The sequence below is a fragment of the Arthrobacter sp. MYb229 genome (genome assembly GCF_002975405.1).
Classification (GTDB): Bacteria; Actinomycetota; Actinomycetes; order Actinomycetales; family Micrococcaceae; genus Glutamicibacter.
In genome coordinates this window covers 883,711-907,870 of record NZ_PCPS01000002.1, presented here as the reverse complement: position 1 = coordinate 907,870, position 24,160 = coordinate 883,711, and the positions used below count along the sequence as shown (strand labels likewise).

Sequence of the window (24,160 nt, the reverse complement as noted above, 5' to 3'; positions counted from 1 at the left end):
AGCCCATCATGAATCATGAACCACGAGTCGTCCGCGCCCCGCGCGGTACCCAGCTAAACGCCAAGTCTTGGGCAACCGAAGCCCCGCTGCGCATGCTGATGAATAACCTCGACCCAGAAGTTGCCGAGCGCCCCGAAGACCTCGTCGTCTATGGGGGAACCGGCAAGGCAGCACGCTCGTGGGAAGCATTCGATGCAATTGTCGAGACGCTAAAGGACCTCGAAGAAAACGAGACCTTGCTGGTCCAGTCGGGCAAGCCCGTCGGCGTCTTCCGCACCAACAAGTGGGCACCTAGAGTGCTCATCGCCAACTCGAATCTGGTGGGCGACTGGGCGAATTGGGAGCACTTCCGCAAGCTAGAGGCCGAAGGCCTGATGATGTATGGCCAGATGACCGCCGGCTCGTGGATCTACATCGGCACCCAAGGCATTTTGCAGGGAACCTATGAAACTTTTGCTGCAATCGGCGCGAAACGATTCAACGGTACGCTGGCCAACACGCTGACCCTCACCGGCGGTTGCGGCGGTATGGGTGGTGCCCAGCCATTGGCGGTGACCCTGAACGATGGGGCCTGCCTGATTGTGGATGTGGACGAGTCGCGTCTGCGCCGACGCGTTTCGAAGCGTTACCTGGATGAGGTGGAGCTGGATCTCGATAAGGCTCTAGCCAAGGTAGCAGCGGCTAAGGCCGAAGGCCGTGGGCACTCGGTAGGTTTCGTCGGCAACGCGGCGGAAGTTTTCCCGGAGCTATTGCGCCGCCAGAAGGCAGGCGAGATCTCGATTGACGTCGTCACCGATCAGACGAGTGCCCACGACCCGCTGAGCTATCTGCCGGTGGAATACACGCTGGACCAGTGGGCCCCCGCTGCGGCCGCAGACGCCGCCGATTTCACCTTCAAGGCCCAAGCATCGATGGCCAAGCAGGTACAGGCGATGGTCGAGTTCCAGGACCTCGGCGTCGAGGTCTTCGACTACGGCAACTCAATCCGCGATGAAGCACGCAAGGGCGGGTACGAGCGTGCTTTCGAATTCCCTGGCTTCGTTCCGGCTTACATCCGTCCGTTGTTCTGCGAGGGTCTAGGCCCATTCCGTTGGGTTGCGCTCTCCGGCGATCCAGAGGATATTCGCGTAACTGACCAAGCGCTCAAGGAACTGTTTCCAGAAAACGATCACCTGCACCGTTGGCTGGATGCCGCGGCGGACCGTGTCGAATTCGAAGGCCTGCCTGCACGCATCTGCTGGTTGGGCTACGGGGAACGCCACAAGGCGGGCCTGCTATTCAACCAGCTGGTCGCCGAAGGGAAAGTCTCTGCGCCAATCGTCATTGGACGCGATCATCTGGACTCGGGTTCGGTGGCTTCCCCATACCGGGAGACCGAAGCCATGGCCGACGGCACGGATGCCGTCGCCGATTGGCCGCTGCTCAATGCCCTGACCGCGACGAGCTCCGGTGCTTCGTGGGTTTCGATTCATCACGGCGGTGGCGTGGGCATGGGACGCTCGATCCACGCTGGTCAGGTGTCCCTAGCCGACGGCACGGAAATGGCCGCCGCAAAGCTAGAGGCCCTACTAACCAACGACCCTGGGATGGGGGTCATCCGCCATGTTGATGCTGGCTATGACCGCGCAATTGAGGTTGCCGCCGAACGCGGCGTACGCATACCGATGAACCAGAAATAGCAATATATAGTTTGTTTTCGAGAGCCACGGGGATCTTCAGCGCTAATGTTGAAAGTTCTCGTGGCTCTCTATTGTTCATGGGAAATTTGCCGTTCCGTTAGGCAATTCGAAACAAAGGTGAGCGTTACCTGACCGTTACATAGCATTTCACGGTTAGAACTTGCACATACCTTGGGCACTGCGAATGTGGGGCCATAGCGTGGGACTCGTCAGGAACCACGATCAAGGAGGACTCCACGTCCGAGCACGATTCAAGTGAGCAGTTCGGGAACTTCGACAACAACAATGCTGAGGGCACCAGCCACTCCGACTCTCAAAGCGGCTATGAGAATAGCAGTGGCAACGACGAAAGCCAGACCTATTCCGAGAACAGTGCTAACGAAGGCAATGATTTCGGTAACGACGGTGGACAGTCATCCTACGGCGGCGGTAGCGGCCAAGAGTCCGGCCAGGAATCCTACGGCAGCAACAGCAACCAAGAATCCGGCCAGGAATCCTACGGCAGCAACAGCAACCAAGAATCCGGCCAGGAATCCTACAGCGGCGGCGCCAACGAAGAAAATGAGTTCGGTTCAACAGAATCAGTCAACCGTGGCAATGATTTCGACAGCGAAGATGGTGAACACAACCAATTCGGAAACTAGAATCGCAATGATCTGCGACTAGTTTGAACGCTCATCGGCTGGTGAAGCCTCAAGGGGCAACGCCCAGTAGTAGGAATAGAAGCAACCGATACTTCCACTACGGCGTGGCAAGGCACGCAGATTGCCTGCCTGCGGTTTAACGAAGCCACTGTGCCACTTCGATTTGAAGTGGCACAGTGGCTTCGTTTTTCTAAGCTGTGCGCTTGTGTTCCGGCTCTGGGCAGAAAACACCGGCTCCTAGGCTAAGAGCCTGCGCTGGTACCGCCGTTAAGATGGTCTAGGCTGCTGGGCCCGGCAATCAACCGGAAAACACCCCAACACATGAGCATCGCGCCCCATGCGACAACGATCCACATGGGATTCATGCTGGGAATGAGTCCCATGGGAACCCAAAATATGATGGCTAAGAACATGGCTGCAAGCAGGGCACCGCCCGCGGCTAGTCCCAAACCCAAATGTTTACTGTGCGGTCTGGACGCTCCGTGAATTGTCGACATGGCGTCTCTCCTGTTCTTACCGGTATTCCCGGCATAGAATCGGCTATCTTCCATTGGGTTGGCGGTGCAGCAAGAATGGCTCCGCCTGCGAAGCGAAAAGGCCTCGACGTGAATATCGTTAATTCACGATGAGACTCGCGAATTACGTCGATGACCTAGTCACCGTCGTTGTTTTGAACTCCCATATTTTGGTCCCTTCCGGGTGAGTTTTCGACCATTAAATGGTCAAGCAGCCATGCCATCCGAACACGGCCACTACTTACTACGATACTCCCGAAAAGACGTTCCAACGAGGGTTCACACAGATCCATCAGCTACCGGAGCTGAATTAACCGGCGTCGAATCTATCGTCGTTGGCGTCTTTCTCTAGCTCCTCGACCGACGGGTGGTGAATCGGACCTCGACGGGCAACATACTGCTCCTTGAGTTCCTCTCCTTCAATCGGCTCGGACTGGTCTTCGATGATGCCGTCGTTACTCATGACGCGACGTCCTTAGTTCACTAGGAGTTTCGAAGGGCCTGGATCAAATCGGCCTTTCGTTTGTCGGAGTAGTCCGTCAGACCGATCTCTTTCGACCGGCGTTTGAGCTCTTCGACCGTCCAGTCCTCGTAATTGCCAGACTCGCCTCCGCGTTCCCCGACGGTCGATCGGCCGTCCCGGGCGGCGGCATTGGCAATGCGCGCAGACTTTTGCTTGGAGTTCCCTTCTTCCCGCAATTTCTCGTAGAGTTCTTCGTCCTTAATTGGGTTTGAACCGTTGTCCATAGCCATAGATGAATCGCCTCTCAATTGACGTGTAGACGTTGCGAGAACACCCCGTCTATCTTCAACGGTAGGCTCTTCGCGCTGCAGATTCTAGGGGTATTTCGAGTTTCCGATCGGCACCCGAAAACCGCGAGGGAGCCGACGCAACAATTGCCTCGGCTCCCCCTAAATCAGTGATGCTATGGTGTGCGATTTTCGGCGCTAATGAACCACGCCTGTTGTTCAAGGCCAGCAATGTACCCGTGCAGGATGTCAGCGCTGGTCGGGTCTTCCTCATCGACTGCGTCATGTACGTCTCGGATGACTCCGACGGTGTTCTGCAGGGCTTTGACCACCATATCCACGGCCTTGGTCGTCAGAATCTCTCCGTTGTTTGGTTGCTCGAGTTCGCTGTATTTACCTATGGTGCCGGCCAGGCCATCCGGAGTGATGTGCATAGCGCGCATACGCTCTGCAATTTCATCCGAGCCGCGGCGAGCGATATCCACGATCTCATCGAGGTTCTGGTGCAGGTCGCGGAAGTTCGGGCCGATAACATTCCAATGGATCTGCTTGCCAACAAGCTGCAAGTCCAGCAGTTGCACCAACACGGACTGCAAGGCATCTCCGAGGGCAGCGGTGGCAACGAAACCACCTTCAGCGTTCTCCTTCGAGGTTTTGCTTGCCGGTGTGTTCTTGGTTTTTGTCATAGATCCTTCTCCTTTTACAGTGAAGTTACCGTGCATCTGACTCAGCCATCGGGGCCGAGCCCTCATTACGGACGCTACCCGCAACGCGTCAATGAAGCCAGCTCAGACCAATTACTCACACGTCCCTCTGACTAATTTCACAGTTGTCAGTGCCAGCTTCGAAGAGCTGCATGTACGGCGATGGGCTAAACGTTTGGGCAGGAATCTCAGCTGAGATTCCTGCCCATACGAAGAATCAAGACTTCTTCGCTGCCACCTCGGCCAATGCTTCACGGGTAAAGACCTGGTACCCGTAGTCACGGTGGTATCCGTGGATTTCTCGGGTATCGAGCACATCCATGTAATCGAGGATCTCCGTCGACACGACCTGCCCCGGAACTAATACCGGGAATCCTGGAGGATATGGAGTAACGAACGCCGCCGAGACTACCTGTTCGCCACTTTGAATTTTTTGACGAATCTCTGGTGAGAAAATGAAGTGCGTAGCCGGATCCTTATAGGTCAGATAGTAGGCCGAACGCATATCGCCGCTGCCACCGCCGCCGCTGAACTCCTCGGCGAAATAGCTGAAATCTGGCATTGGGATCTGCGTCGGCGGAACCTTTTTCCCGTCCGCTAGCGCCCGGCCATCCAATCGGCGTTTATGCTCCAGCTCTTCGGCGATCTTGACCAGCACCTCAATCAGGTGGGCCACCGCCGAACGGTTAGTGCCGATGTTGGTCATCAACAGGACCGAGGTGCGGCTGGTCTTGTTGACCTGAATTGCATGACCGTCCATCAGATAGGTGTGCTTGAAGGTGTCTCCATCCACTCCTGTGCGGCTGATGTCCAGGGTCAATCTTGATGGGTCAACGACGAATTCATCTTCAGACCAAGACCTGTCCCAAACTTCCAACCCGTCACGAACTGGGTTGCCGGTGTCGCTGCAACGGTATTGGTGCGGGATCAGGTCCCTCGTATCGAGTACCTGGAAGTACTTGCTGAGCAGCTTATTGCGTGACATCGCCCGGACGATCGATTGAGCCAAGTCAACCTGGCGCTGCACCAACGCATAGCCCTCCAACTCAGCCTGGCGCCGCCCGATATCAAGCGAGGCGAGGATCTGATAGTTCGGCGAGGTCGAGGTGTGCGTCATATAGGCCTCGCGGAACGTATTGCGGTTACGTTCTGCGAAATCTTGATCGTGAATGTGAATCATTGACCCTTGGCGCAGTGAGGTCAGCGTCTTATGCGTGGACTGTGTCGAATACACGCGCAGGCGGGTCTTGGCAGGATCGGCGAGCAGTCGCGTCTTCAGCCAGGCATCATCGTTTGCCGGGTCATCCAGCGTTCCTGGTTCGGGCAGTTCGGTACGCTGCGCGGCAAAACGCTCACGATATTCAGATGTCTCAAACGCCGTTTGCATGCGTTGGGCCGCAGACATACCGGTGCGTTGACGGTAGACAGGATGGAATCCGGCGAAAGCGAACCACGCTTCATCCCATAGGAAGACCAGATCTGGCTTGATGGCCAAACACTCTTCCATCACGCGACGCGGATCGTAAATAATCCCGTCGAAGGTGCAGTTGGTCAATGTGAGCATTTTGACCTTGTGCAGCAGGCCTTCGCGGCGCAACTGCAACAGCCGTCCCTTGATTTCTTCCAGCGATACGGCACCATACATGGAGTGCTCGTTCAGCGGGTAGGCCTCCAGGTAGCTGACGCTTGCACCGGCGAGCACCAGGGAGTAATGGTGTGATTTATGGCAGTTGCGGTCAACTAGCACGATGTCACCGGGCGCAAGGATCGACTGGTGAACGATCTTGTTCGCGGTGGAAGTGCCGTTGGTGACGAAGTAGGTGCGGTGGCTGTTGAAGGCGCGGGCCGCCAGCTCGTGGGCTTCCTTGATGGAGCTCTGCGGATCCAAGAGGGAATCCAATCCTCCGGAAGTGGCAGAGGTTTCGGCCAACAGCAGGTTCTTCCCGTAGAAGTCCACCAAGTCTCGTGCCCATGGCGAGTTCTGCACCGACCCGCCGCGAGAAATCGGCATCGCGTGGAATACCCCGCCGGGGCGTTTGGCGTACTTTTGTAGCGCGTGGAAGAACGGAGTGTTGTAGCGTTCGAGCACCTCGGCGATGATCGACAGATGCAGATCCATGCCGTCGTTGCGTGAGAAGATGCGCTTGAAGCGACCGGTAATCTCGTGCGCGATAGATTCAAGTGCAACGCCGGCGATCAGGTAGACCGGGATCTCTGGGCGGAGCAGATCGATGATCTCTTCCAAATCCAAGATCCGGTCGATTTGCCTTGCCGTGGAAAAGTGTCCGGCTGTATGCCGTGACACGTACTTTCCTAGGGTGGAGCTCAGCCGGCGCCGAGTGTCCAATTCGAAGCGGGCGGTGAGTACAACCGCCTGAATGGTCGGGTTGATGACAATCGCGGCCAGCGCGTCCTCGACGCTGGGCACGACAACGAAGCTGTAGTTGAATGAATCGGTTCGCTGACGCTGTTCGAGCATCTCGATCTTGAATCGCTCAATCTCATCGGATGGACCATTGTCCACCAACAGAATTTCGACCTTGGGGACGAACTTCCGATGGATTGCTCGTGGTTCACCACCGCCCAGCTCGTTGCTTTGGGCAGCAGCCTCGGCTTCCTCCGCGTCGCTGTCGTTGCTTTCGCCGTCGATGTATTGGGTCTGCGTCCGGAAGGACTGATTCGCCAGATATACCTTGCTCAGCGCATCACGGAAGTGGCCTTCGTGCATCAACGTTTCAACTTCGTTGAAGTAGTCTAAGCCCGGCGTGGCCCAGTAGGGTTCAATGGCAGAAAGGAGGCTCAGTAGTTGCGTAGCCTCGTGCTCATGCTGCTCGCCGGAGACCTTGTCGTCGATACCGCGAATGATCTCGCCAAGTACATATCCCAGGTGCTCCCATGCATCCTTGCGCTTTCGCCAAGCGCTTTCTGGTGTTGCTGTTACTTGATTCTTCATTGTGGTCAACCTTGCGCTCACGGTTGCCGGTCCTTCGCTCGTTCTTCGTTGCATCGTTAACCGGTTTGTTAACAAAGCCATGTCACGTCTTTGTGCTTTGGTCTCCAGAGCTTACGTCAACTTCAACATAGTTTTGGTATTCATGAAGTCAATTCGCGAAATTCTCGTAACTATCACTCACGCTTTCTGCCACAGAATGAAATATGCGAAATTAGGGAATTGATTTGCGACAACGAGGTGAACATTTTTGAAATTTATAAATCTAGAATCCGCTTCGCCGCTATGTCCGAGATACCAGACAGATGAGCACCAGAGTACGAGAATCTGTGAGGTATCTGGCGAAGAATAGATGGCAGAGACAACTTCACGAACGAACGGAAGAGCTTCAATGAATTCCAACCAACCTTCGGTGACGCTTCGCCTATCGAACGCCACCGCACAGGATGTATTGCGCGTGGCTCGTCAGGATATCCACGTTGATATTTCAGCTGAAGTCAGCGAGAAATTGGCCGAGGTTCGCGCACATATCGATGCGTTGGCTGCATCCGAAACTCCGGTATACGGGATTTCCACGGGCTTTGGTGCATTGGCCACCCGGCACATCGCTCCGGAAGACCGCGCCAAGCTGCAGCGCTCGCTGATTCGCTCGCACGCTGCTGGCATGGGTGCACCGGTGGAACGTGAAGTGGTTCGTGCCTTGATGTTCTTACGCGCCAAAACCCTGGCGAGCGGCCACACCGGTGTGCGCCCGATAGTTCTAGAGACCATGGTGGCGCTGCTTAATGCCGGGATCACACCGCTGGTGCGCGAATACGGTTCGCTGGGTTGCTCCGGTGATCTCGCACCGCTGTCGCACTGTGCGCTGGTGTTGATGGGTGAAGGTGAGGCCACCGATAAGCATGGAGTGATCCGTCCGGTTCCCGAACTCCTTGCAGAAGCGGGCATTACGCCTTTGGAGCTTGCAGAAAAGGAAGGTCTTGCGCTGGTCAACGGCACCGACGGAATGTTGGGCATGTTGCTGATGGCATTGGCCGATCTGGAAGATTTGGCTGACATTGCCGATCTCAGCGCTGCGATGAGCGTCGAGGCCCAGTTCGGCACCGATCAGGTGTACCGCCCCGAACTCCACGAACCATTGCGGCCGCACCCCGGCCAGGCAGTGAGCGCCGCCAACATGTTCGCCGCGCTGGACGGCTCCGAGCTGGTCGCCTCGCACCGCGAGGGCGATGGCCGGGTGCAGGACGCCTATTCGTTGCGCTGCTCTCCGCAAGTCACCGGGGCCGTTCGCGACACCATCACCCACGCCCGCATGGTCGCCACCCGCGAATTGGCCGCCGCCATCGACAATCCGGTGGTGCTGTCAACCGGTGAGGTTTCTTCCAACGGAAACTTCCACGGTGCCCCGGTTGCCTACGTATTGGATTTCCTGGCAATCGCCGTGGCCGATCTAGGGTCCATCGCCGAACGCCGCACCGACCGAATGCTTGATCCGGCACGTTCGCGGGACTTGCCAGCATTCCTCGCCGATGATCCCGGAGTTGATTCGGGCATGATGATCGCACAGTACACGCAGGCCGGACTGGTTGCGGAGAATAAGCGATTGGCTGTGCCAGCGAGCGTTGATTCGATTCCGTCTTCTGCCATGCAGGAAGACCACGTGTCTTTGGGTTGGCACGCGGCCCGCAAGCTGCGCACCGCGGTAGACAATCTGCGCCGAGTGCTGAGCATCGAATTAGTGGTTGCCGCGCGGGCCTTGGACCTGCGCCAGCCGCTGACCCCGGCACCGGTCACCGGAGCCGTGCACGACGTTTTGCGCACCAAAGTTGCCGGCCCCGGCGAGGATCGGTTCCTCTCCGCAGAGCTCGAAGCGGCCTACGGATTGGTAGCCGACGGAACGGTACTTGAGGCCTTGCATCGCGCACAGGGACGATAGCCCACAGGAAGTTTGCCGTGCCGGGTAGTAAACTGGCACGGCAAACCTTCTTTTAGATTGGGAACTCGTTCCATGCAACGCACCATGTTTAAGTCCAAAATCCATCGGGCGACCGTCACCCAGGCCGACCTGCACTACGTCGGCTCGATCACCATCGATTCCGAACTGCTTGCGGCCTCGGATATCCTGCCGGGCGAACTAGTCAGCATCGTGGATGTCACCAATGGGGCACGTCTGGAAACCTACACCATTGCCGGCGAGCCAGGCAGCGGCGTGATCGGCATCAACGGTGCCGCCGCCCACCTAGTTCATCCGGGAGACCTGGTGATCATCATCAGCTACGCGCAGATGCAGGACGCCGAGGCCCGCGCCTACGTGCCAAGCGTGGTCCACGTGGATGGTCAAAACAAGATGATTCATCTCGGTGATGACCCAGCCGAAGCAATTGCCGATGGCGTGCAGAGTCCGCCGTACGCGCAGCTTCGCGGCAACTAGTTAGCTGTCGTCTCCGGCCAGCCGAAGTGCGAGGAATTGCGCGGTCCGGCTGGCCTGGTTCTGCGCCACCTGGTGCGGTGTTCCCGCGGCGATAATTCGTCCGCCTCCGTCCCCTCCGGCTGGCCCCAAATCGATCACCCAATCGCTGGCTGCGACGACATCCATATGGTGTTCCACCACGATCACGGTATGTCCTTGGTCCACCAGCTGGTGCAGTTGCGCCACCAACAGCTGCACGTCGGCAGGGTGCAACCCGGTGGTCGGCTCGTCCAGCAGATACAGGGTATGACCACGGCGCTGGCGTTGCAGTTCGGTGGCCAGCTTGATCCGCTGGGCCTCACCACCAGACATTTCGGTGGCCGGCTGTCCCAATGACAGGTAGCCCAACCCGACCTCCCGCAAAGTCGCCAGCGCACGGGCCGCGGCCGGAATTCCGGCCAGGAATTCCTCTGCCTGAGCAACGCTCAGCTCCAACACCTGCGCAATGTTCTTCCCTTGGTATTCGACCTCCAAGGTCTGTTCGTTGTACCGGGTTCCCTGGCACTGCGGACATGGTCCATAGGTGCCGGGAAGGAAGAGCAACTCGATCTCCAAGAAGCCCTCGCCCAGACAGTTCTCGCAGCGGCCGCCGGCGACGTTGAAGGAAAACCGGCCTGCCCCGTAACTGCGTTCACGCGCCAGTGGCTGGTCGGCGAAGGTCTTGCGGACCGCGTCGAACAGGCCGGTATACGTGGCCACGTTGGAACGCGGGGTACGTCCGATGGGTTTCTGATCCATCAGCACCACCCGATTGATCTGACCCGCCCCGGTCACTTCCTTGATGACAGCCTGCACCGGTGCATCTTCGGGTTCATCTTGGGCTGGTACGGTCGAACCGCCCGCGCCTTGGGCCAGCGCCCCGGAGACCAGACTGGATTTTCCCGAACCTGATACACCGGTCACCGCGCAGAAAACACCCAAGGGGAATTTCGCGTCGACATCCACCAGGTTGTGCAGGTTCACCCCGCGCAGTTCCAGCCAGTCGGTGGCGTTGCGCAGGTTGCGCGCCGGTGCCGGAGAAGCGTCCAAGAACCGGCGAGTCACCGACTTTTCGACCTGAGCCAGACCGGCGACCTCCCCGCTATAAAGCACCTGGCCACCACCGCTGCCCGCCCCGGGTCCCACATCAACGATCCACTCGGCGCGGGTGACTACATCCATATTGTGTTCCACCACGAACACCGAATTACCCTCGTCCTTCAAGGCGGAAAGCACCTCGATCAGCGGTTGCACATCGGCCGGATGCAGCCCCGCCGAGGGTTCGTCCAGCACATAGATGACGCCAAATAATCCGGCACGCAGCTGCGTGGCAATGCGTAGCCGCTGCATCTCCCCCGGTGAAAGGGTTGGAGTACTGCGGTCTAGGCTCAGGTACCCCAGCCCGAGTTCTAGGAGCACTTCGATTCTGGCGAGCAGGTCGGTGCTGATCATGCTCACCACATCGGCTTGGGCCTCGCCACCGGTCACGGTCGCGAAGGGGCGCAAGAGCTCAGCCAAGGATTGCAACGAGCGCGCGTTGAATTCGGCAATGTCCAGCTCGGCGAACTTCACCCGAAGCGAGTCGCGGCGGAACCCCGTCCCGGAGCACTCGGCGCAGGGTTGCGAATGCATGAAGGCCAACGCCTTGGCGCGTAAATTCTCGCTCTTGGAGGTCGCCACGGTATGGCGCACATAGCGTTCGGCGCTCCAGAACCGTCCCTTATATGGTTTTGCTACACGATCTCTTTCGGGGGTCACCTCGACCACCGGTTGCTCCTCGGTGAAGAGCAGCCAGTCACGCGTTTCCTTCGGCAAGCTGCCGAAGGCAACGTCAATGTCGTGGCCGAGGTGGGTGGTGATATCGCGCAGGTTTTTACCCTGCCAGGCTCCCGGCCAGGCGGCAATCGCGCCGTCCCGGATGCTCAGCGATGGTTCGGGAACCAGCGACTGCTCGCTGACCGAGTGCACCGTGCCCACTCCATGGCATTGTTGGCATGCGCCGACAGCGGTATTCGTGGAGAAGGCATCCGAATCGAGCCGGGCCGCTCCTTGCGGGTAATCCCCGGCACGTGAGTAGAGCATCCGCACCGAGTTGGACAACGTGGTCAGCGTCCCGACGCTGGACCGGGAGCTGGCGGTCCCCCGACGCTGCTGCAAGGCGACCGCCGGCGGCAGACCAGAGATGAATTCAACCTTCGGGGCATGGCCTTGGGCGATCAATCGGCGCGCATAGGGCGCTACAGATTCGAGGAAGCGCCGCTGGGATTCGGCGAAAATTGTGCCAAAGGCCAAGGAAGACTTTCCTGAGCCGGAGACCCCGGTGAAAGCCACAATCGCGTCGCGCGGTATCCGCACTTCCACGTTATCCAAGTTATTCTCGTTTGCGCCGCGCACATGGATGTATCCGTCATGGTTTGCCGCCGCCTGGCTCGGTGCAATACTCTTCATCTTCCCCACAGTATGCGCCGCGAGCCTCACCGCCCAATTTCCACGCCGTGCGATTGGCTCTTGTGAACGCTAGTTACCCGAACCTGTCCGGTCGCTCTGGCTAGTCATCGCCACGGCACTCTGCCGCCGGGCAGCCTTGCCAGGTTTTCGAGAAGTATCCGACGATATCGATCCCTTCGGCGAACGGATATTCCTCAGCTACGGTGCCGTGGATAAATTGTGTCGCTTCGTTCAAGGCGAGGTGGAAGAAACGACAAACCGCTTCAAAGTTCCATACCTCCATGGTGAGTTCAACCAGCTGGGGGTGCGTCATCGCCCCACGTGTATCCAGCCTGAGCACTTCGGCGAATCCGTACACAATGTCGGCGCTGAGTTCATGCGCCGCGCCGCAGTCGCACCACGAGAGTCCTTTGTCAGGCATGGTCCAGATATCTGGCTGAATGCGTGCTTCGTTCTCGAGTTTCATCATGACCTCCCTTATAGTTTTCCTACTGGGATACTCAAATTACCCATGAAGGCCGACAGTTTGGAAAGTCTGCAACCCGACGTCTTGTCTAGTTTCAAGAAAATTGGCGTAGCCTCAGCTGGCGAACCTGTTCCGCTGGCGGTCGCCTTCTGATCGAGGAGAGCTGTGATGAATAAGCGTTCCCATCCAGATACCAGCGATGGTGCCCCGCATCGCCAATGGAACGAATTGCTCCAGGAAATGCGCGTGATGCAGACAGGTCTGCAGATTCTGGCAGCTTTTTTGGTGGTCCTGCCTTTCCAGGCGAGATTTGAAGTGCTCACCCACAAGGATGAAATTGTTTACGTCGTCTTGCTGGTCGCTGCGACCCTGCTGATCCTGCTACTGATTACCCCCGTGGCCGTTCACCGCTTTTTCTTTGGCCAGCGGCTGAAGGAAAAAACGGTAAACCTTGGCCATATCGTGCTAAAAATCGTGGGTATCGGGGTGGGATTGCTTGTCTCTGGCTGCGTCTGGTTCGTGTTGCAGGTATTCTTCGGCTGGGAAACCGGTGCTTGGATCGGTGGCTCGTTGATCCTGGTGACGTTGTTCTTGCTGCTTGCCTTGCCACGCATCCTGTTTCCAGGCAGACTCCAAGATGTTGGCCAAGCAAAGACCGGCGGCTAGCCCATCCGGTCCACATGACGTAGCATCCATCGCATTGGCGCGTGCCTGATAAATTTGGGCAATATCCGCGTGGCCAACCGCACGAAGGAGATGGCTCGCGCGTTGCGTTTGGCGGCCTTCGCGGAAAGCTCGTAGCCGAATTGTTCGCGCACCGTGGGTGGAAGCTGGGCGATGGTCACATCGCGCATCAAGGGCAGTCCAATGCGGATCCACCACGGGGCGTTGCTACCCAAAAAGAGTTCATCGGCCAGGCGACGAGTCTGTGGAGTGACGCTCAGCGTGTTGAGGGTTCGGTCGAAATACTCATCAAATTCGCCAAGGCTGTCCGGCCAGAAGTGAGCCGGCATTTGCAGAGCATCACCCAGAGCGGCGTACTGCCGGTACAGGTTCTCGTTGTCGCTGGATTCAGCCATGGGGAGGATTTCGGCGGCGATAACCCGTGCCGAGTCATAGAGGGTTGCGGCAACCCACATCTGCAATTTTGGGTCCATCGCCGAGTAGGCCGGAGTTTCCCGATCGGGGTTTCGCGTACCGTGTACCGGTTGATGCGCGGTGTTCACGTAGTCGATGATGGTTCTTTGCTGTTCTGGGGTCCCGTTGCTCAGCGCGTAAATATAGCCAAGGGTATGGATCAACCGGCCGAGCGGATTCGAAGCAAAATCAGAATGCTTGGCGATGGCCAAGCCAATCTGCGGGTGGGCGAGTTGCAGCAGGATCGCCCGTCCGGCGCCGAGCAAGAGCCCGGCTTCGGGCGCAATAAGGGAAAAAACCTCACCGTGTCGTCCTGCCATCTTGCGTTGCCTCATGAGGCCAATTCTAGGGACCAGCTTGTGAAACAACTATCTGGGCTTCCCCCGCGTAGCCGGCAAACATGAGGAAGCCCTGTCAGAATCTGGGAACAGAAGCATCAAGCTTCGTTCGTGGCCACGTACTTCAGCAGCTTCACGATGGTAAGCCCAGCCAAGAATATTATTCCCGCCCAAATTACCAAGCCTGCTTGCAACTGGCTAGGTTCATGGAATAGTGCTGGCACGGTCAGGATCACAGTTGCCGCGCCGATCGCCATAGCAGCAAATGCTGCATAAAAAGCTATCTTCATTGGCTATCCTCCATAAAAGATCGGCATGACGCTAACACCATGCTCATTCCGGTGCGCTTGCGAGTGAAGCGCTGTGCGCGATGCTAATCCAAGCTCCCGTCAACAGCAGCTCGTCTCGACTAACCCACCAGAAGAGAACCAAGCACATATCCCCTTACTGAGCTACCGGGTGCACGCGAATTAGGTTTGCAGTGGACTGCCGATCAGTTGATGTTCCAATGCATTTCTCTGTCTGGCAGACAGCAAAGCCGGTGCCGGCAGGCTGTTGGCACCGACTGGAAGCTGGTCGATCAGAAAGCCACGCCGCAGTGCAGAATCACGTTTGCGTAGGGGGTCGCTTCCCCGGTGCGCACAACGATCTTGGCCTGGGGCAATGCGGCTTTCAGCTCCTCATGGGAGATGAACCCCGGCTCGAGCCCCCGCGACACGCACAGTTCCTGGACCACCCCGCCCTCGGCCTCTGCAGCCAGGGTGCTTTGCTCAATCACCATGTTGCGGCTCAGCACCTGAAGCACCTGCTCGAAGCTGAGCAGACCCGGAGTCAGCGCCAGATCGATGACCACCGGACCTTCCGGAATCGGCAGGCCGCAATCGGCGATCACCACGGTGTCGGTGTGCCCGCACTTGGCCAGTGCGCCAAGCAGCGGGGCGTTGAGGATTTCGGATTTCAGCACGAAGGCTTCCTTAGGTCTTGCTCGAAATGGTCTTAGAGGTTCTCTAGCGAACGCGGGTAGGAGGCCTGGGCACCGTGCGCCTGCACGGTCAGGGCTGCGAACTTGCCCGCAAATTCTGCGGCTTGAGCCAAGCTATCACCGTTGGCCAAGCGGGCGGCCAGCGCACCGGTAAAGGCGTCGCCGGCACCGGTTGTGTCCACGGCCTTGACCTTGACCGCTGGCAGCACGCGAACTTGGACTCCGCCGTTTTCTATTGGGACCCGGTCGGCGACCAGGCAACCGTTGGCACCGAGCGTGATGACCACGCTGGCGATGCCCTCATCAACCAGCATTCCGGCGAGGCGCTCATATTTGCTGTCGAAGCGGCGGGCAGGGTGCGGGTTCAGCTGCTGCAGCACGGCTTCGGCCTCATGCTCGTTGACCACCAGCGGGTTGGCCTTCAGCAGGTACTCGCGGTCCAGTTCGATCACCGGCGCCAGGTTGAGCACAACCCGGTCGGTGGCCGAATCCATGGCTGCCTTGATGCCGGAGGCAGGGATCTCGCCCTGCAGCACCAGGATCCCGTGCAACTCGCCGGCCGCGCTGACCGTGTCCGCGGTCACCGTCGAGTTGGCTCCGGAAACCACCGCGATGGAATTCTCCGCGGCCGCATCCACCTGGATGATCGCCACACCGGTGGGCTCGCTGGCGCGGGCCACGCGATCCAGCTTCACCCCGGCCTCTTCGAGCTGCCCCAGAGCGATTTCGGCGTGGGAGTCGTTGCCAACGGCGCCGATGAATTCGGTGGCGGCGCCGGCCAGCGCAGCGGCCAGCGCCTGGTTGGCCCCTTTGCCGCCGGGCGAGAGCTGGTAGGAATCGGCCAACACGGTCTCACCGGGGCCGGGCAGGCGGTTCATCAGTGCGGTGATGTCCACATTGCTCGATCCAACGATGGTGACTTGTACGTTGTCCTTCATGATTTTTCCTTAGCTTGTTGTAGCCGCATTGGCTCTCGACCGACGAAAGGGGTGCTGCCTGGAATTACTTGGTGGCGTACTCGGCGACGTTTTCGGTGTCAACGGTGTCTACCGCGACCTGAACGGTCTCTTCGACGGCTTCGTCCTTCATGGCCTTGGCCAGGATCTGCACCGACTGCTTGCCCAGCTCGGCTGGGTTCTGCGCGATGGTGGCAACGAGGGTTCCTGCCTCGACTGCCTTGAAGCCGTCCTCGGTGCCATCGAAGCCGACAACCTTGACGTCCTCGCCGGCCTTGTCGCCCAGCGCCTGGATGGCTCCGAGGGCCATTTCGTCGTTCATGGCCAGCACGCCGGCGGCGTCCGGGTTGGACTGCATCAGGTTGGTGACCACGTCCAGTGCCTCGGCACGGTCGAAGTTGGCGGTCTGGCTGGAAACGACCTCGATATCTGCGAATTCCTTCAGGCCCTTGGTGAAGCCTTCGCCGCGCTCGTTGGTTGCCGAAGCCCCTGGCACACCCTCAAGGATGATGATTTTGCCCTTGCCGTCGAGGGCTTCCGCCAGTGCCTTGGCCGCCTGCTCGCCGCCGGCGACATTGTCCGAGGCGACGAAGGAAGCGACCTTGGTCTCTCCCACCGAGCGGTCAACGGCGACGATCGGAAGCTCGGCCGCGACTACCGGAGCCAGACCGGCTTCCGCGGTTTCGGTGTCCACTGCGTTGATGATGACCCCGGCGCTGCCGTCGGTGGCGGCGGTGGCCAGCTGGTTCGCCTGGCTGGCCGAGTCGTTCTGCGCGTCGACCACCGACAGCTCGATGCCCTGCGCCTGGGCCTCGGCTTCTGCGCCGTCACGCAGGTCTACGAAGAATGGGTTGTTCAGGGTCGATACGGCCAGGGTCGCCTTGCCGCCCTCGGCGGCCGCTTCGCCGCGGCCACAGGCGCTGGCGCCGAGTACGAGGGCTAGTCCCAGGGTCAGGACGGTGGTCTTGCGTACGATGTGCTTCATCGGGTTCTCCTTTGAACTAAATGTTGGGTGGTTGATCAATAAAAGTCTTAGTGGCGCACGTTCTTGCGGCGCAGCACGTCGAAGCCCACGGCGATCGCGATGACCAGGCCGATGACGACCTGCTGCCAGAAAGCGGAGACCGAGAGCAGGTTCAGGCCGTTGCGGATGACCGCCAGGACCAGCGCGCCGATCAGCGTGCCGGAGATGCGTCCGACGCCGCCGGACAGCGAGGCGCCGCCGATGACTACCGCGGCGATCGCATCCAGCTCGTAGCCGCTGGCGAGGGTCGGCTGCGCCGAATCCAGGCGTCCGGCCAGGATCATGCCCGAGAGCGCGGCGAAGATGCCGGAGATGACGAAGACGGTGACCAGCACGCGCTTGACCGGGATTCCGGAGAGCCGGGCGGCTTCGGTGTTGCCGCCCACGGCGAAGGCGTTTTTGCCGATGATGGTGCGGTTCAGCACGAACGCCGCGACCAGGCCCGAGACGATCAGGATCAGGATCGGCACCGGCATGAAGCCCAGGTCCCCGCCCAGCCAGGACACCGCGTCGCCGGTGGCGATCGGCCGTCCGTCGGAGATGACCAAGGTCAACCCGCGCACGATGGTGAGCATCGCCAGCGAAGCGATGAAGGTGGGCAGCTTGCCGAAGGCGCTCATCGCCCCGGTGACCCACCCGCACAGTCCGCCGATGGCCAGGCCGACGATAATCGACAGCCCGTCGGGCAGTCCGGCGGTGGTCACCCAGTAGGAGGAGGTCATCGCCGAGATCGCGGCGATGGAGCCGACGGACAGGTCGATGCCGGCCGCGACGATCACGAAGGTCATGCCGAAGGCCATCACCGCGATGGTGGAGACCTGGATGCCGATGTTCATCAAGTTCGGCCCGGTCAAGAAGCGCGGGGTCGCGATGAACATGGCAAGGCAAAGAACAACCAGGCCGACTAGGGCACCGTTGTTGGCAAGGAATGCCTTGAAGTCAAAGCCCTTCTTGGGGGTGGTGGCTACGCTGCTCATTACTTCTTTCCCATTTCATCTTCGCGGTGCACATTGCTCACGGCCAAGGCCATGATGCTGTCTTGAGTGGCTTGTTCGGTGGCTAGTTCCCCGGCGATGCGCCCCTGGCTCATCACCAGGACGCGGTCGGACATGCCCAGCACTTCGGGCAGTTCGCTGGAGGCCATCAGCACGCAGCCCCCGGAGGCGGTGATCTCATTGATCAGTTCGTAGATCTCCACCTTTGCCCCGACGTCCACGCCGCGGGTTGGCTCATCGAGCAGCAGCACCTTCGCGCCGGCGGAGAACCAGCGTCCGAACACCGCCTTCTGCTGGTTGCCACCGGAGAGCGAGCGGATCGGCTGGTCGATATTTCCCATGCGGATGCGCAGCCGGACGGCGACGGACTCGGCGCGCGCCCGCTGGCCCTTGCGGTCCACCAGCCCGCCCTTGGCGGTGGCCGCCATCGTGGCGTAGCCGATGTTCTCGGCTACCGAGGCGTCCAGCACCAGCCCCTGGGTTTTGCGGTCCTCGGGCACATGGCCCAGGCCCGCGCGGGTGGCTGCCGCGACGTCGTTGCTCGGCAGTTTTTTGCCGGCGATCTTCACGGTTCCCGAAGAGTACTTGTCCGCGCCGGCGATCGCGCGGATCAGTTCGGTGCGCCCGGCTCCCATCAACCCGGCCAGGGCGACGACCTCGCCGGGGCGGACCGACAGCGAGATGTTCTCCAGCGCGCCGAGGGACAGATTTTCCACGCTCAGCAGCGCGGTGTCCCCGGGAACGGTTGCCTGGCGCGGGAACTGGGCGTCGATATCGCGGCCGACCATCAGGCGCACCAGTTCGCTCTCGTCGGTGTCCGCGGGCACGGTGGCAATGAATTTGCCGTCGCGCAGCACGTTGACGAAGTCGCCGATCTCGGCGATCTCATCCAGGTGGTGGCTGATGAACACCATGCCCACGCCCTTGGCCTTGAGCTGGTTCACTACCTCGAAGAGGCCTGCGATTTCCGCGTTGGTCAGCGCCGCGGTCGGCTCGTCGAGAATCAGCACGCGGGCGTCCAGGGACAGTGCCTTGGCGATCTCCACCAGCTGCTGCTCGGCCAGGCCGAGGTCCCCCACCGGGGTGTTCACATCGAGGTTCAACCCCAGCTGGTCCAGAGCCTCGCGGGCGATGCGGCGCATCTCGCGGCGGTTGATGATGCCAAAGCGGCGCGGCACTCGGCCCAGAGTGATGTTCTCGGCGATGCTCATCGAAGGCACCAGGTTCAGTTCCTGGTGGATGGTGGCGATGCCCAGGGCCTCGGAGGCCTTGGTATCCGGGATCTTCACTTCCTTGCCGTCCATCAGGATGCGCCCGGAGTCCGCGGTGTGCACTCCGGCGATCATCTTGATCAGGGTGGACTTGCCCGCGCCGTTTTCGCCGAGCAGGACCGAGACCTTGCCGGCGTGGACCTCCACGGTGACCTCGTCGATCACTTGGACGGGGCCGAACGATTTGCAGACCCGGTCCAGGACCAGTAGAGCGTCATTACTCATGGGCGTGGCTTTCCTTCCATCACTGGTGTTGCTTGAGCGGCCACCGAGGCGCGCGCGGTAAATTTGCTTTGCAGCTCGTGGGGTGCCGGGTTCTCGCCCTGCATGACCGCGGTCAGGGAGGCGACCGCGAGCTTTCCCATAAGCCCCAGATCGTGGCTGATCGTGGCGATCGGCGGGTCATGCAGCAGCATCGCGTCGACCTCATCGAAGGTGATCACCGACAGCTCGGCGCCCACGCGGAGGCCCGCTTCGCGCCAGACGGTGAGCGCGCCGATGGCCATCGGCGCGTCGGCGATGATCACGGCGCTTGGCTTGGCGCCGTGGTTCAGCAGCCAGCGCGCCGCCTCGGCACCGGAGGCGGGCTTGAAGTCGCCGACGAAGTGCAGCGCTTCGTCGTGCTGCAGGCCGTTCGCGGCAAGCGCCGACTTGAAGGAGCTGTAGCGTTCCAGCGCGGTGGAAGCGTGCTTCGGCCCGCCGATGAACGCGATCTTGGTGTGGCCCAGATCCTTGAGCGTGGCTACCGCTTGGTGGACCGCCTCGGTGCTGTCCGTGGTGATTGCCGGGACGCTGCTTCCGCGCAGCGCGCGGTCCACGAAGACCGTGGGGATGCCGCTGGAAAGGACACGGTGCATCATCAAGCTGGGCGCATCGGCTTCTTCGTCCAGGCCTTGCGGGACGATGATCAGCCCGTCCACGCGGCGCGAAAGCATGGTTGCCAGGAAGTCGTCTTGCTGGGTGGAGTCTTCGTTGGCGTTGCCCATGAAGGTCATCAGGCCCGCGGCCCGCGCATGCTGTTCCACAGAGTGCGCCAAGTCGGAGAAGTAGGGGTTGCGCACATCGGAGATGAGCAAGGCGATGGAGTCCGTTTTAGTGGAGCGCAGGGAGCGGGCTTGCGCGTTGGGCATGAAGCCCAGCTCGCTGGCTGCTGCCTCGACCTTGGAGCGGGAGGCCGGAGAGGTGGCCGGGTGACCGGAGAGGACGCGCGAGGCGGTGGCAACAGATACACCTGCTGCGCTGGCGACGTCCTTGATGGTGACCGCATTCATGGCCGATAAGCTCCCTTGCTTACTCATGTAATCGATTCCATGGAATCGATTACACAGTCTTCCCTACGAAAGATTTCTAGTCAAGGCCGGCCCTGCGTCATCCACATGAGCAAACCCGGCGCACGCCGGGGACCCGCCCGCGACCAGCAAGTTTCGAAGGAAGCACGAATTGGTCACCGAAAAACTCAGATTTATTCCGCCGGATCGGCGGCTCCCCTGCGCCCGGTGCGCGCAGTTGACTATGATGAAAGCGTGTCGGTAACTCAGCTTTCGGATAGTGCGCAGAATTATCTCAAGATCATTTTCAGTCTGAATGAATGGTCTGATGAGCCGGTGACCCCAACCGTCATCGCCGAGAAGGCCGGGGTGAAGCTGTCCACGGTATCCGGTGCCATGGCCAAGCTGCGTCAGCAAGGCTTATTGGACCACGCGCCCTATGGCGCGGTCTCGCTGACCGCGCGCGGCCGTGAATACGCCGTCACCATGGTGCGCCGGCACCGGTTGATCGAGACTTTCCTGGTGCAGATGCTCGGCTACCGCTGGGACCAGGTCCACGATGAGGCCGAGCAACTTGAACATGCGGTTTCGGAATTCATGATTCAGCGCATCGACGAGCTGCTCGGGCACCCGACCCGTGATCCGCATGGGGATCCGATTCCCACCGCGGAGGGCGCGGTCTCCACTCCGGTCGCAATCCTGCTCGCCGAAGCGCAGCCGGGGCAAAAGGTGACGGTGGAGCGGATCTCCGACTCGGATTCCGAACTTTTGCAGTATTTCTCCGAGAACGGCATCACGGTCGGCGCGCGGCTAACCATCGCCACCGGCGCCCCGTTTTCCGATACCTTGGAGGTCTCGGCGAACGGCAGCGACTCGGTGATCCGGCTCGGCACCCGGGCCACCGAATCGGTCTGGGTTTCTTCCCTGCCCTGATCCGTCGCCGAATGCGCCGCTATTTGGCGGCGGCTTCCAAGGTTTTGCGGCGGCGCAGCAACATGAGCCGGTGCGCCACCAGTCCCTGCCGCGGGCTGAACAGGTAGACCAAGACGAAGATCGCGCCCTGCGAGAGCACCACCATGCCACCGGTTGAAGCATCCACGTAGTAGCTGACGTACACTCCGATGATCCCAGCCAACGCGGCAAGGCCCGGAGCGATGATCAGCATCTTGCCGAAGCTGTTGGTCAGCAGATAGGCGCTGGCCCCGGGGATGATCAGCATCGCCACCACCAGGATGACCCCCACTGCCTGCAGGGCCACCACCGAGGTCATGGCGAGCAGGCCCAGGAGCACCGCCCCGATCAACCGCGGATTCATCCCCAGCGCGTGCGCGTGGGTCGAGTCGAAGGCGTACAAGGTGAAGTCCTTGCGCTTCAAGACCAGAATCAGGAAGGTCACGGCCCCAAGGATGATGACCTGCCAGAGATCTGCGGCCGAGACTCCCAGCAGATTCCCGAAGATGATGTGGTTCAAATCCAGATGGCTCGGGGTGACCGAGATCAGCACCAGGCCGAAGGAAAAGAGCGTGGTGAAGACGATGCCGATGGCCGCGTCTTCCTTCAGCCGGGAGGTGTCCCGGACTCCCCCGATCAGCGCCACGGCTAGGAAGCCGAAGACCAGGGCCCCCAAAGCGAAGGGCGCGCCGACAATGTAAGCGAGCACAACCCCGGGCAACACCGCATGGGAGACCGCATCTCCCATCAGCGACCAGCCGATCAGCACCAGCCAGCAGGAGAGCACCGCGCACAGGATCGCCGCGATGACCGTGACGGCGAGCGCTCGCACCATGAAGGTGTAGCTCAGCGGTTCGGCTAATAACTCGATCAGATTCATGCTGCGCCGCCTCGGTTCATCGGATCCAGGCCAAAGGCCATGGCAAGATTTTCAGGTTGCAAGACCAATTGCGGGTCTCCTTGCATCAAGACCTTGCGCATCAAGAGGATCGCTTGGTCCGCCAAGGTCGGCAAGGCGTGCAGGTCATGGGTTGAGATCAGCACGCTTCCGCCCTGGTCCGCCACCTCGCGCAAGAGCTTGGTGATTGTCGCTTCGCTGCGCTTATCCACTCCGGCGAATGGTTCATCCAGGAGCATGATGTTTGATTCCTGGGCAATGCAGCGGGCCACGAAGGCGCGCTTCTTTTGCCCGCCGGACAATTGCCCGATTTGCCGTCCCGCATGCTCGGCCAGGTCCACGCGTTCGAGCGCGGCGTCCACCGCGATCTGGTCCGCCTTTTTCGGACGCCTGGTGAAGCCCATATGCCCGTAGCGTCCGGTCATCACGACCTCGCGCACCGAGATCGGGAAGTCCCAGTCGACCGCCTCATTCTGCGGGACGTAGCCGATAGCCCCGGATTTCCGCGCCTGCAGCGGGCTGGACCCGTTGACCAGCACCTTGCCGGTATCGGGCTTGAGCAACCCCATAATGGTTTTGAATAGCGTAGATTTTCCGGAACCGTTCATGCCGACCAATCCGCAGACGGATCCGCGCTCCAATTGCACCGAGGCCTTATCGAGGGCGAGGACCGTTCCATAGTGAACCGTCGCTGCGTCAACGTCGATTGCAAGTGTCATTTGAGTTCTCCTCGGAGGGCACGGGCGATGGTTTGCGCGTCATGGGTGATGAGGTCCAGATAGCTGGGCACCGGACCGTTGGGCTCGGAGAGGGAATCCACGAAGAGCGTTCCGCCATACGCGGCGTCGGTGGATTCGACCACGCGCTGCATGGCGGAGTCGGAGACCGTCGATTCGCAGAAGACCGCGGGAACCTCGTGCTCGCGAATGTAGTCGATGGCTGCCGCGACCTTGCGCGGGGTGGCCATGGATTCGGCGTTGACCGCCCAGAGATATTTTTCGCGCAGTCCGGCATCGCGGGCCAAATAGCTGAAGGCCCCTTCACAGGAGACGAGCACGCGTTGCCGCTCCGGCACTTGGGCGAGGTCTGCCGCTAGCTGGTCCTGGACCGCTTGCAGCTTGTTCTTATAGATTTCGCCATTTGCGGCAAAGTCCGCCGCGTGCTCGGGATCGAGTTCGCTGAAGCCTTGGACCATATGGTCCACATAGATCTTGACATTCAGCGGACTCATCCAGGCATGCGGGTTGGGTTTGCCGATACCGGCATCTTCGGCGATGGAGATGACCTCCACCCCGTCGCTGACCGTCAGGTGCGGTGCCGGATTGTCGTGGACAAATTGCTCGAACCAGGCTTCCAGATTCAGCCCGTTGTCGAGGATCAGATCCGCGTGGGAGGCACGTCGCAGGTCGTCCGGGGTTGGTTCGTAGCCATGGATTTCGGCCCCCAGCTTTGTCACCGATTCCACGCGCAGATGTTCGCCGGCAACATTTTCTGCGATGTCCGCAAGGACCGTGAAAGTCGTCAGCACCACCGGACGGCCGTCCTGCGCGGGCTTCACTTCCGGCTCCTTGGACGCACCGCATCCGCCGAGCACCAGCGCTAAAGCGCAGGTCAGGGTCAGGGCGCGCAGAAGCCGCGACCCATGTCGTCTACTTTGCGCTGTTTGCACCGTTGCCCACACCATTTCACATTTGATCGCCACGAAAAATCCGCTTGCACACAGCATAATGTTTGA

The 24,160-nt window shown here is 60.2% G+C and carries 22 protein-coding genes; 5 read left to right on the top strand and 17 right to left on the bottom strand.

All coding sequences use genetic code 11. From position 1 onward, the window contains the following. Positions 1 to 8 precede the first annotated feature (8 nt). On the top strand, positions 9 to 1,679 hold the full coding sequence (gene hutU / locus CQ019_RS10505; protein WP_105552938.1) for a urocanate hydratase: 1,671 nt from the start codon (positions 9 to 11) through the stop codon (positions 1,677 to 1,679). Between the two features lie 1,469 nt (positions 1,680 to 3,148). On the opposite strand, the gene CQ019_RS18505 is transcribed toward hutU, so the two are convergent. The 4 genes from CQ019_RS18505 to CQ019_RS10485 form a co-directional block, all read right to left on the bottom strand. Further along, positions 3,149 to 3,301: a hypothetical protein gene (locus CQ019_RS18505; RefSeq protein ID WP_181148400.1), complete on the bottom strand. Its 153-nt coding sequence runs from the start codon at positions 3,299 to 3,301 to the stop codon at positions 3,149 to 3,151. Between the two features lie 20 nt (positions 3,302 to 3,321). Next, complete coding sequence (locus CQ019_RS10495) at positions 3,322 to 3,591, bottom strand: Rho termination factor (RefSeq protein WP_105552935.1); 270 nt, start codon at positions 3,589 to 3,591, stop codon at positions 3,322 to 3,324. Between the two features lie 173 nt (positions 3,592 to 3,764). Next, positions 3,765 to 4,274 (bottom strand): Dps family protein, encoded by a 510-nt coding sequence (locus CQ019_RS10490; protein ID WP_105552934.1) that lies wholly within the window; start codon positions 4,272 to 4,274, stop codon positions 3,765 to 3,767. Between the two features lie 235 nt (positions 4,275 to 4,509). Next, positions 4,510 to 7,245 carry an aminotransferase class I/II-fold pyridoxal phosphate-dependent enzyme gene (locus tag CQ019_RS10485; protein ID WP_258133512.1) on the bottom strand — a complete coding sequence of 912 codons (2,736 nt, stop codon included), beginning with the start codon at positions 7,243 to 7,245 and terminating at the stop codon, positions 4,510 to 4,512. Positions 7,246 to 7,633: 388 nt separating this feature from the next. Between CQ019_RS10485 and hutH the strand changes: the two genes are divergently transcribed. Both hutH and panD read left to right on the top strand, forming a co-directional pair. Then, entirely contained in the window at positions 7,634 to 9,178 is a 1,545-nt protein-coding gene (hutH, locus tag CQ019_RS10480) for a histidine ammonia-lyase (RefSeq protein ID WP_105552932.1), read from the top strand. Positions 9,179 to 9,250: 72 nt separating this feature from the next. Further along, positions 9,251 to 9,673: an aspartate 1-decarboxylase gene (panD, locus tag CQ019_RS10475; protein ID WP_096283085.1), complete on the top strand. Its 423-nt coding sequence runs from the start codon at positions 9,251 to 9,253 to the stop codon at positions 9,671 to 9,673. Here panD and CQ019_RS10470 read toward each other — a convergent pair whose 3' ends face one another. Next, positions 9,674 to 12,139: an excinuclease ABC subunit UvrA gene (locus tag CQ019_RS10470; RefSeq protein WP_105569640.1), complete on the bottom strand. Its 2,466-nt coding sequence runs from the start codon at positions 12,137 to 12,139 to the stop codon at positions 9,674 to 9,676. Positions 12,140 to 12,239: 100 nt separating this feature from the next. Further along, complete coding sequence (locus tag CQ019_RS10465) at positions 12,240 to 12,608, bottom strand: hypothetical protein (protein ID WP_105552931.1); 369 nt, start codon at positions 12,606 to 12,608, stop codon at positions 12,240 to 12,242. Between the two features lie 165 nt (positions 12,609 to 12,773). On the opposite strand from CQ019_RS10465, the gene CQ019_RS10460 reads away from it, so the two are divergent. Beyond that, entirely contained in the window at positions 12,774 to 13,271 is a 498-nt protein-coding gene (locus tag CQ019_RS10460; protein WP_096283087.1) for a DUF6328 family protein, read from the top strand. Here the strand turns inward: CQ019_RS10460 and CQ019_RS10455 are convergent. From CQ019_RS10455 to CQ019_RS10420, 8 genes are all read right to left on the bottom strand, one after another. Then, positions 13,268 to 14,077, bottom strand: coding sequence for an oxygenase MpaB family protein (locus CQ019_RS10455; protein ID WP_105552930.1), 810 nt, complete (start codon positions 14,075 to 14,077; stop codon positions 13,268 to 13,270). The genes CQ019_RS10460 and CQ019_RS10455 overlap by 4 nt on opposite strands. Before the next feature lie 101 nt (positions 14,078 to 14,178). Beyond that, the gene (locus CQ019_RS10450) at positions 14,179 to 14,370 is read right to left on the bottom strand and encodes a hypothetical protein (protein WP_105552929.1); all 192 of its coding nucleotides are present in this window, start codon (positions 14,368 to 14,370) and stop codon (positions 14,179 to 14,181) included. 290 nt (positions 14,371 to 14,660) lie between these two features. Beyond that, on the bottom strand, positions 14,661 to 15,044 hold the full coding sequence (rbsD, locus tag CQ019_RS10445; RefSeq protein ID WP_096283090.1) for a D-ribose pyranase: 384 nt from the start codon (positions 15,042 to 15,044) through the stop codon (positions 14,661 to 14,663). 32 nt (positions 15,045 to 15,076) lie between these two features. Then, complete coding sequence (locus CQ019_RS10440; protein WP_105569639.1) at positions 15,077 to 16,000, bottom strand: ribokinase; 924 nt, start codon at positions 15,998 to 16,000, stop codon at positions 15,077 to 15,079. Positions 16,001 to 16,064: 64 nt separating this feature from the next. Next, complete coding sequence (locus CQ019_RS10435) at positions 16,065 to 17,003, bottom strand: substrate-binding domain-containing protein (protein WP_105552927.1); 939 nt, start codon at positions 17,001 to 17,003, stop codon at positions 16,065 to 16,067. Between the two features lie 47 nt (positions 17,004 to 17,050). Then, positions 17,051 to 18,019, bottom strand: a complete 969-nt coding sequence (locus CQ019_RS10430; protein ID WP_105552926.1) for an ABC transporter permease — start codon at positions 18,017 to 18,019, stop codon at positions 17,051 to 17,053. Then, on the bottom strand, positions 18,019 to 19,533 hold the full coding sequence (locus CQ019_RS10425; RefSeq protein ID WP_105552925.1) for a sugar ABC transporter ATP-binding protein: 1,515 nt from the start codon (positions 19,531 to 19,533) through the stop codon (positions 18,019 to 18,021). The genes CQ019_RS10430 and CQ019_RS10425 overlap by 1 nt, the downstream gene beginning before the upstream one ends. Continuing rightward, complete coding sequence (locus CQ019_RS10420; protein ID WP_105552924.1) at positions 19,530 to 20,606, bottom strand: LacI family DNA-binding transcriptional regulator; 1,077 nt, start codon at positions 20,604 to 20,606, stop codon at positions 19,530 to 19,532. Before CQ019_RS10420 ends, CQ019_RS10425 begins: the two co-directional genes overlap by 4 nt. 225 nt (positions 20,607 to 20,831) lie before the next feature. Between CQ019_RS10420 and CQ019_RS10415 the strand changes: the two genes are divergently transcribed. After that, positions 20,832 to 21,509, top strand: a complete 678-nt coding sequence (locus CQ019_RS10415; RefSeq protein ID WP_105552994.1) for a metal-dependent transcriptional regulator — start codon at positions 20,832 to 20,834, stop codon at positions 21,507 to 21,509. Positions 21,510 to 21,528: 19 nt separating this feature from the next. On the opposite strand, the gene CQ019_RS10410 is transcribed toward CQ019_RS10415, so the two are convergent. From CQ019_RS10410 to CQ019_RS10400, 3 genes are read right to left on the bottom strand one after another with little or no spacing between them, the layout of a single operon-like run. After that, positions 21,529 to 22,407, bottom strand: a complete 879-nt coding sequence (locus CQ019_RS10410) for a metal ABC transporter permease (protein WP_105552923.1) — start codon at positions 22,405 to 22,407, stop codon at positions 21,529 to 21,531. Beyond that, complete coding sequence (locus tag CQ019_RS10405) at positions 22,404 to 23,144, bottom strand: metal ABC transporter ATP-binding protein (RefSeq protein WP_105552922.1); 741 nt, start codon at positions 23,142 to 23,144, stop codon at positions 22,404 to 22,406. Before CQ019_RS10405 ends, CQ019_RS10410 begins: the two co-directional genes overlap by 4 nt. Further along, positions 23,141 to 24,109: a metal ABC transporter substrate-binding protein gene (locus tag CQ019_RS10400; RefSeq protein WP_105552993.1), complete on the bottom strand. Its 969-nt coding sequence runs from the start codon at positions 24,107 to 24,109 to the stop codon at positions 23,141 to 23,143. Before CQ019_RS10400 ends, CQ019_RS10405 begins: the two co-directional genes overlap by 4 nt. Positions 24,110 to 24,160 lie beyond the last annotated feature (51 nt).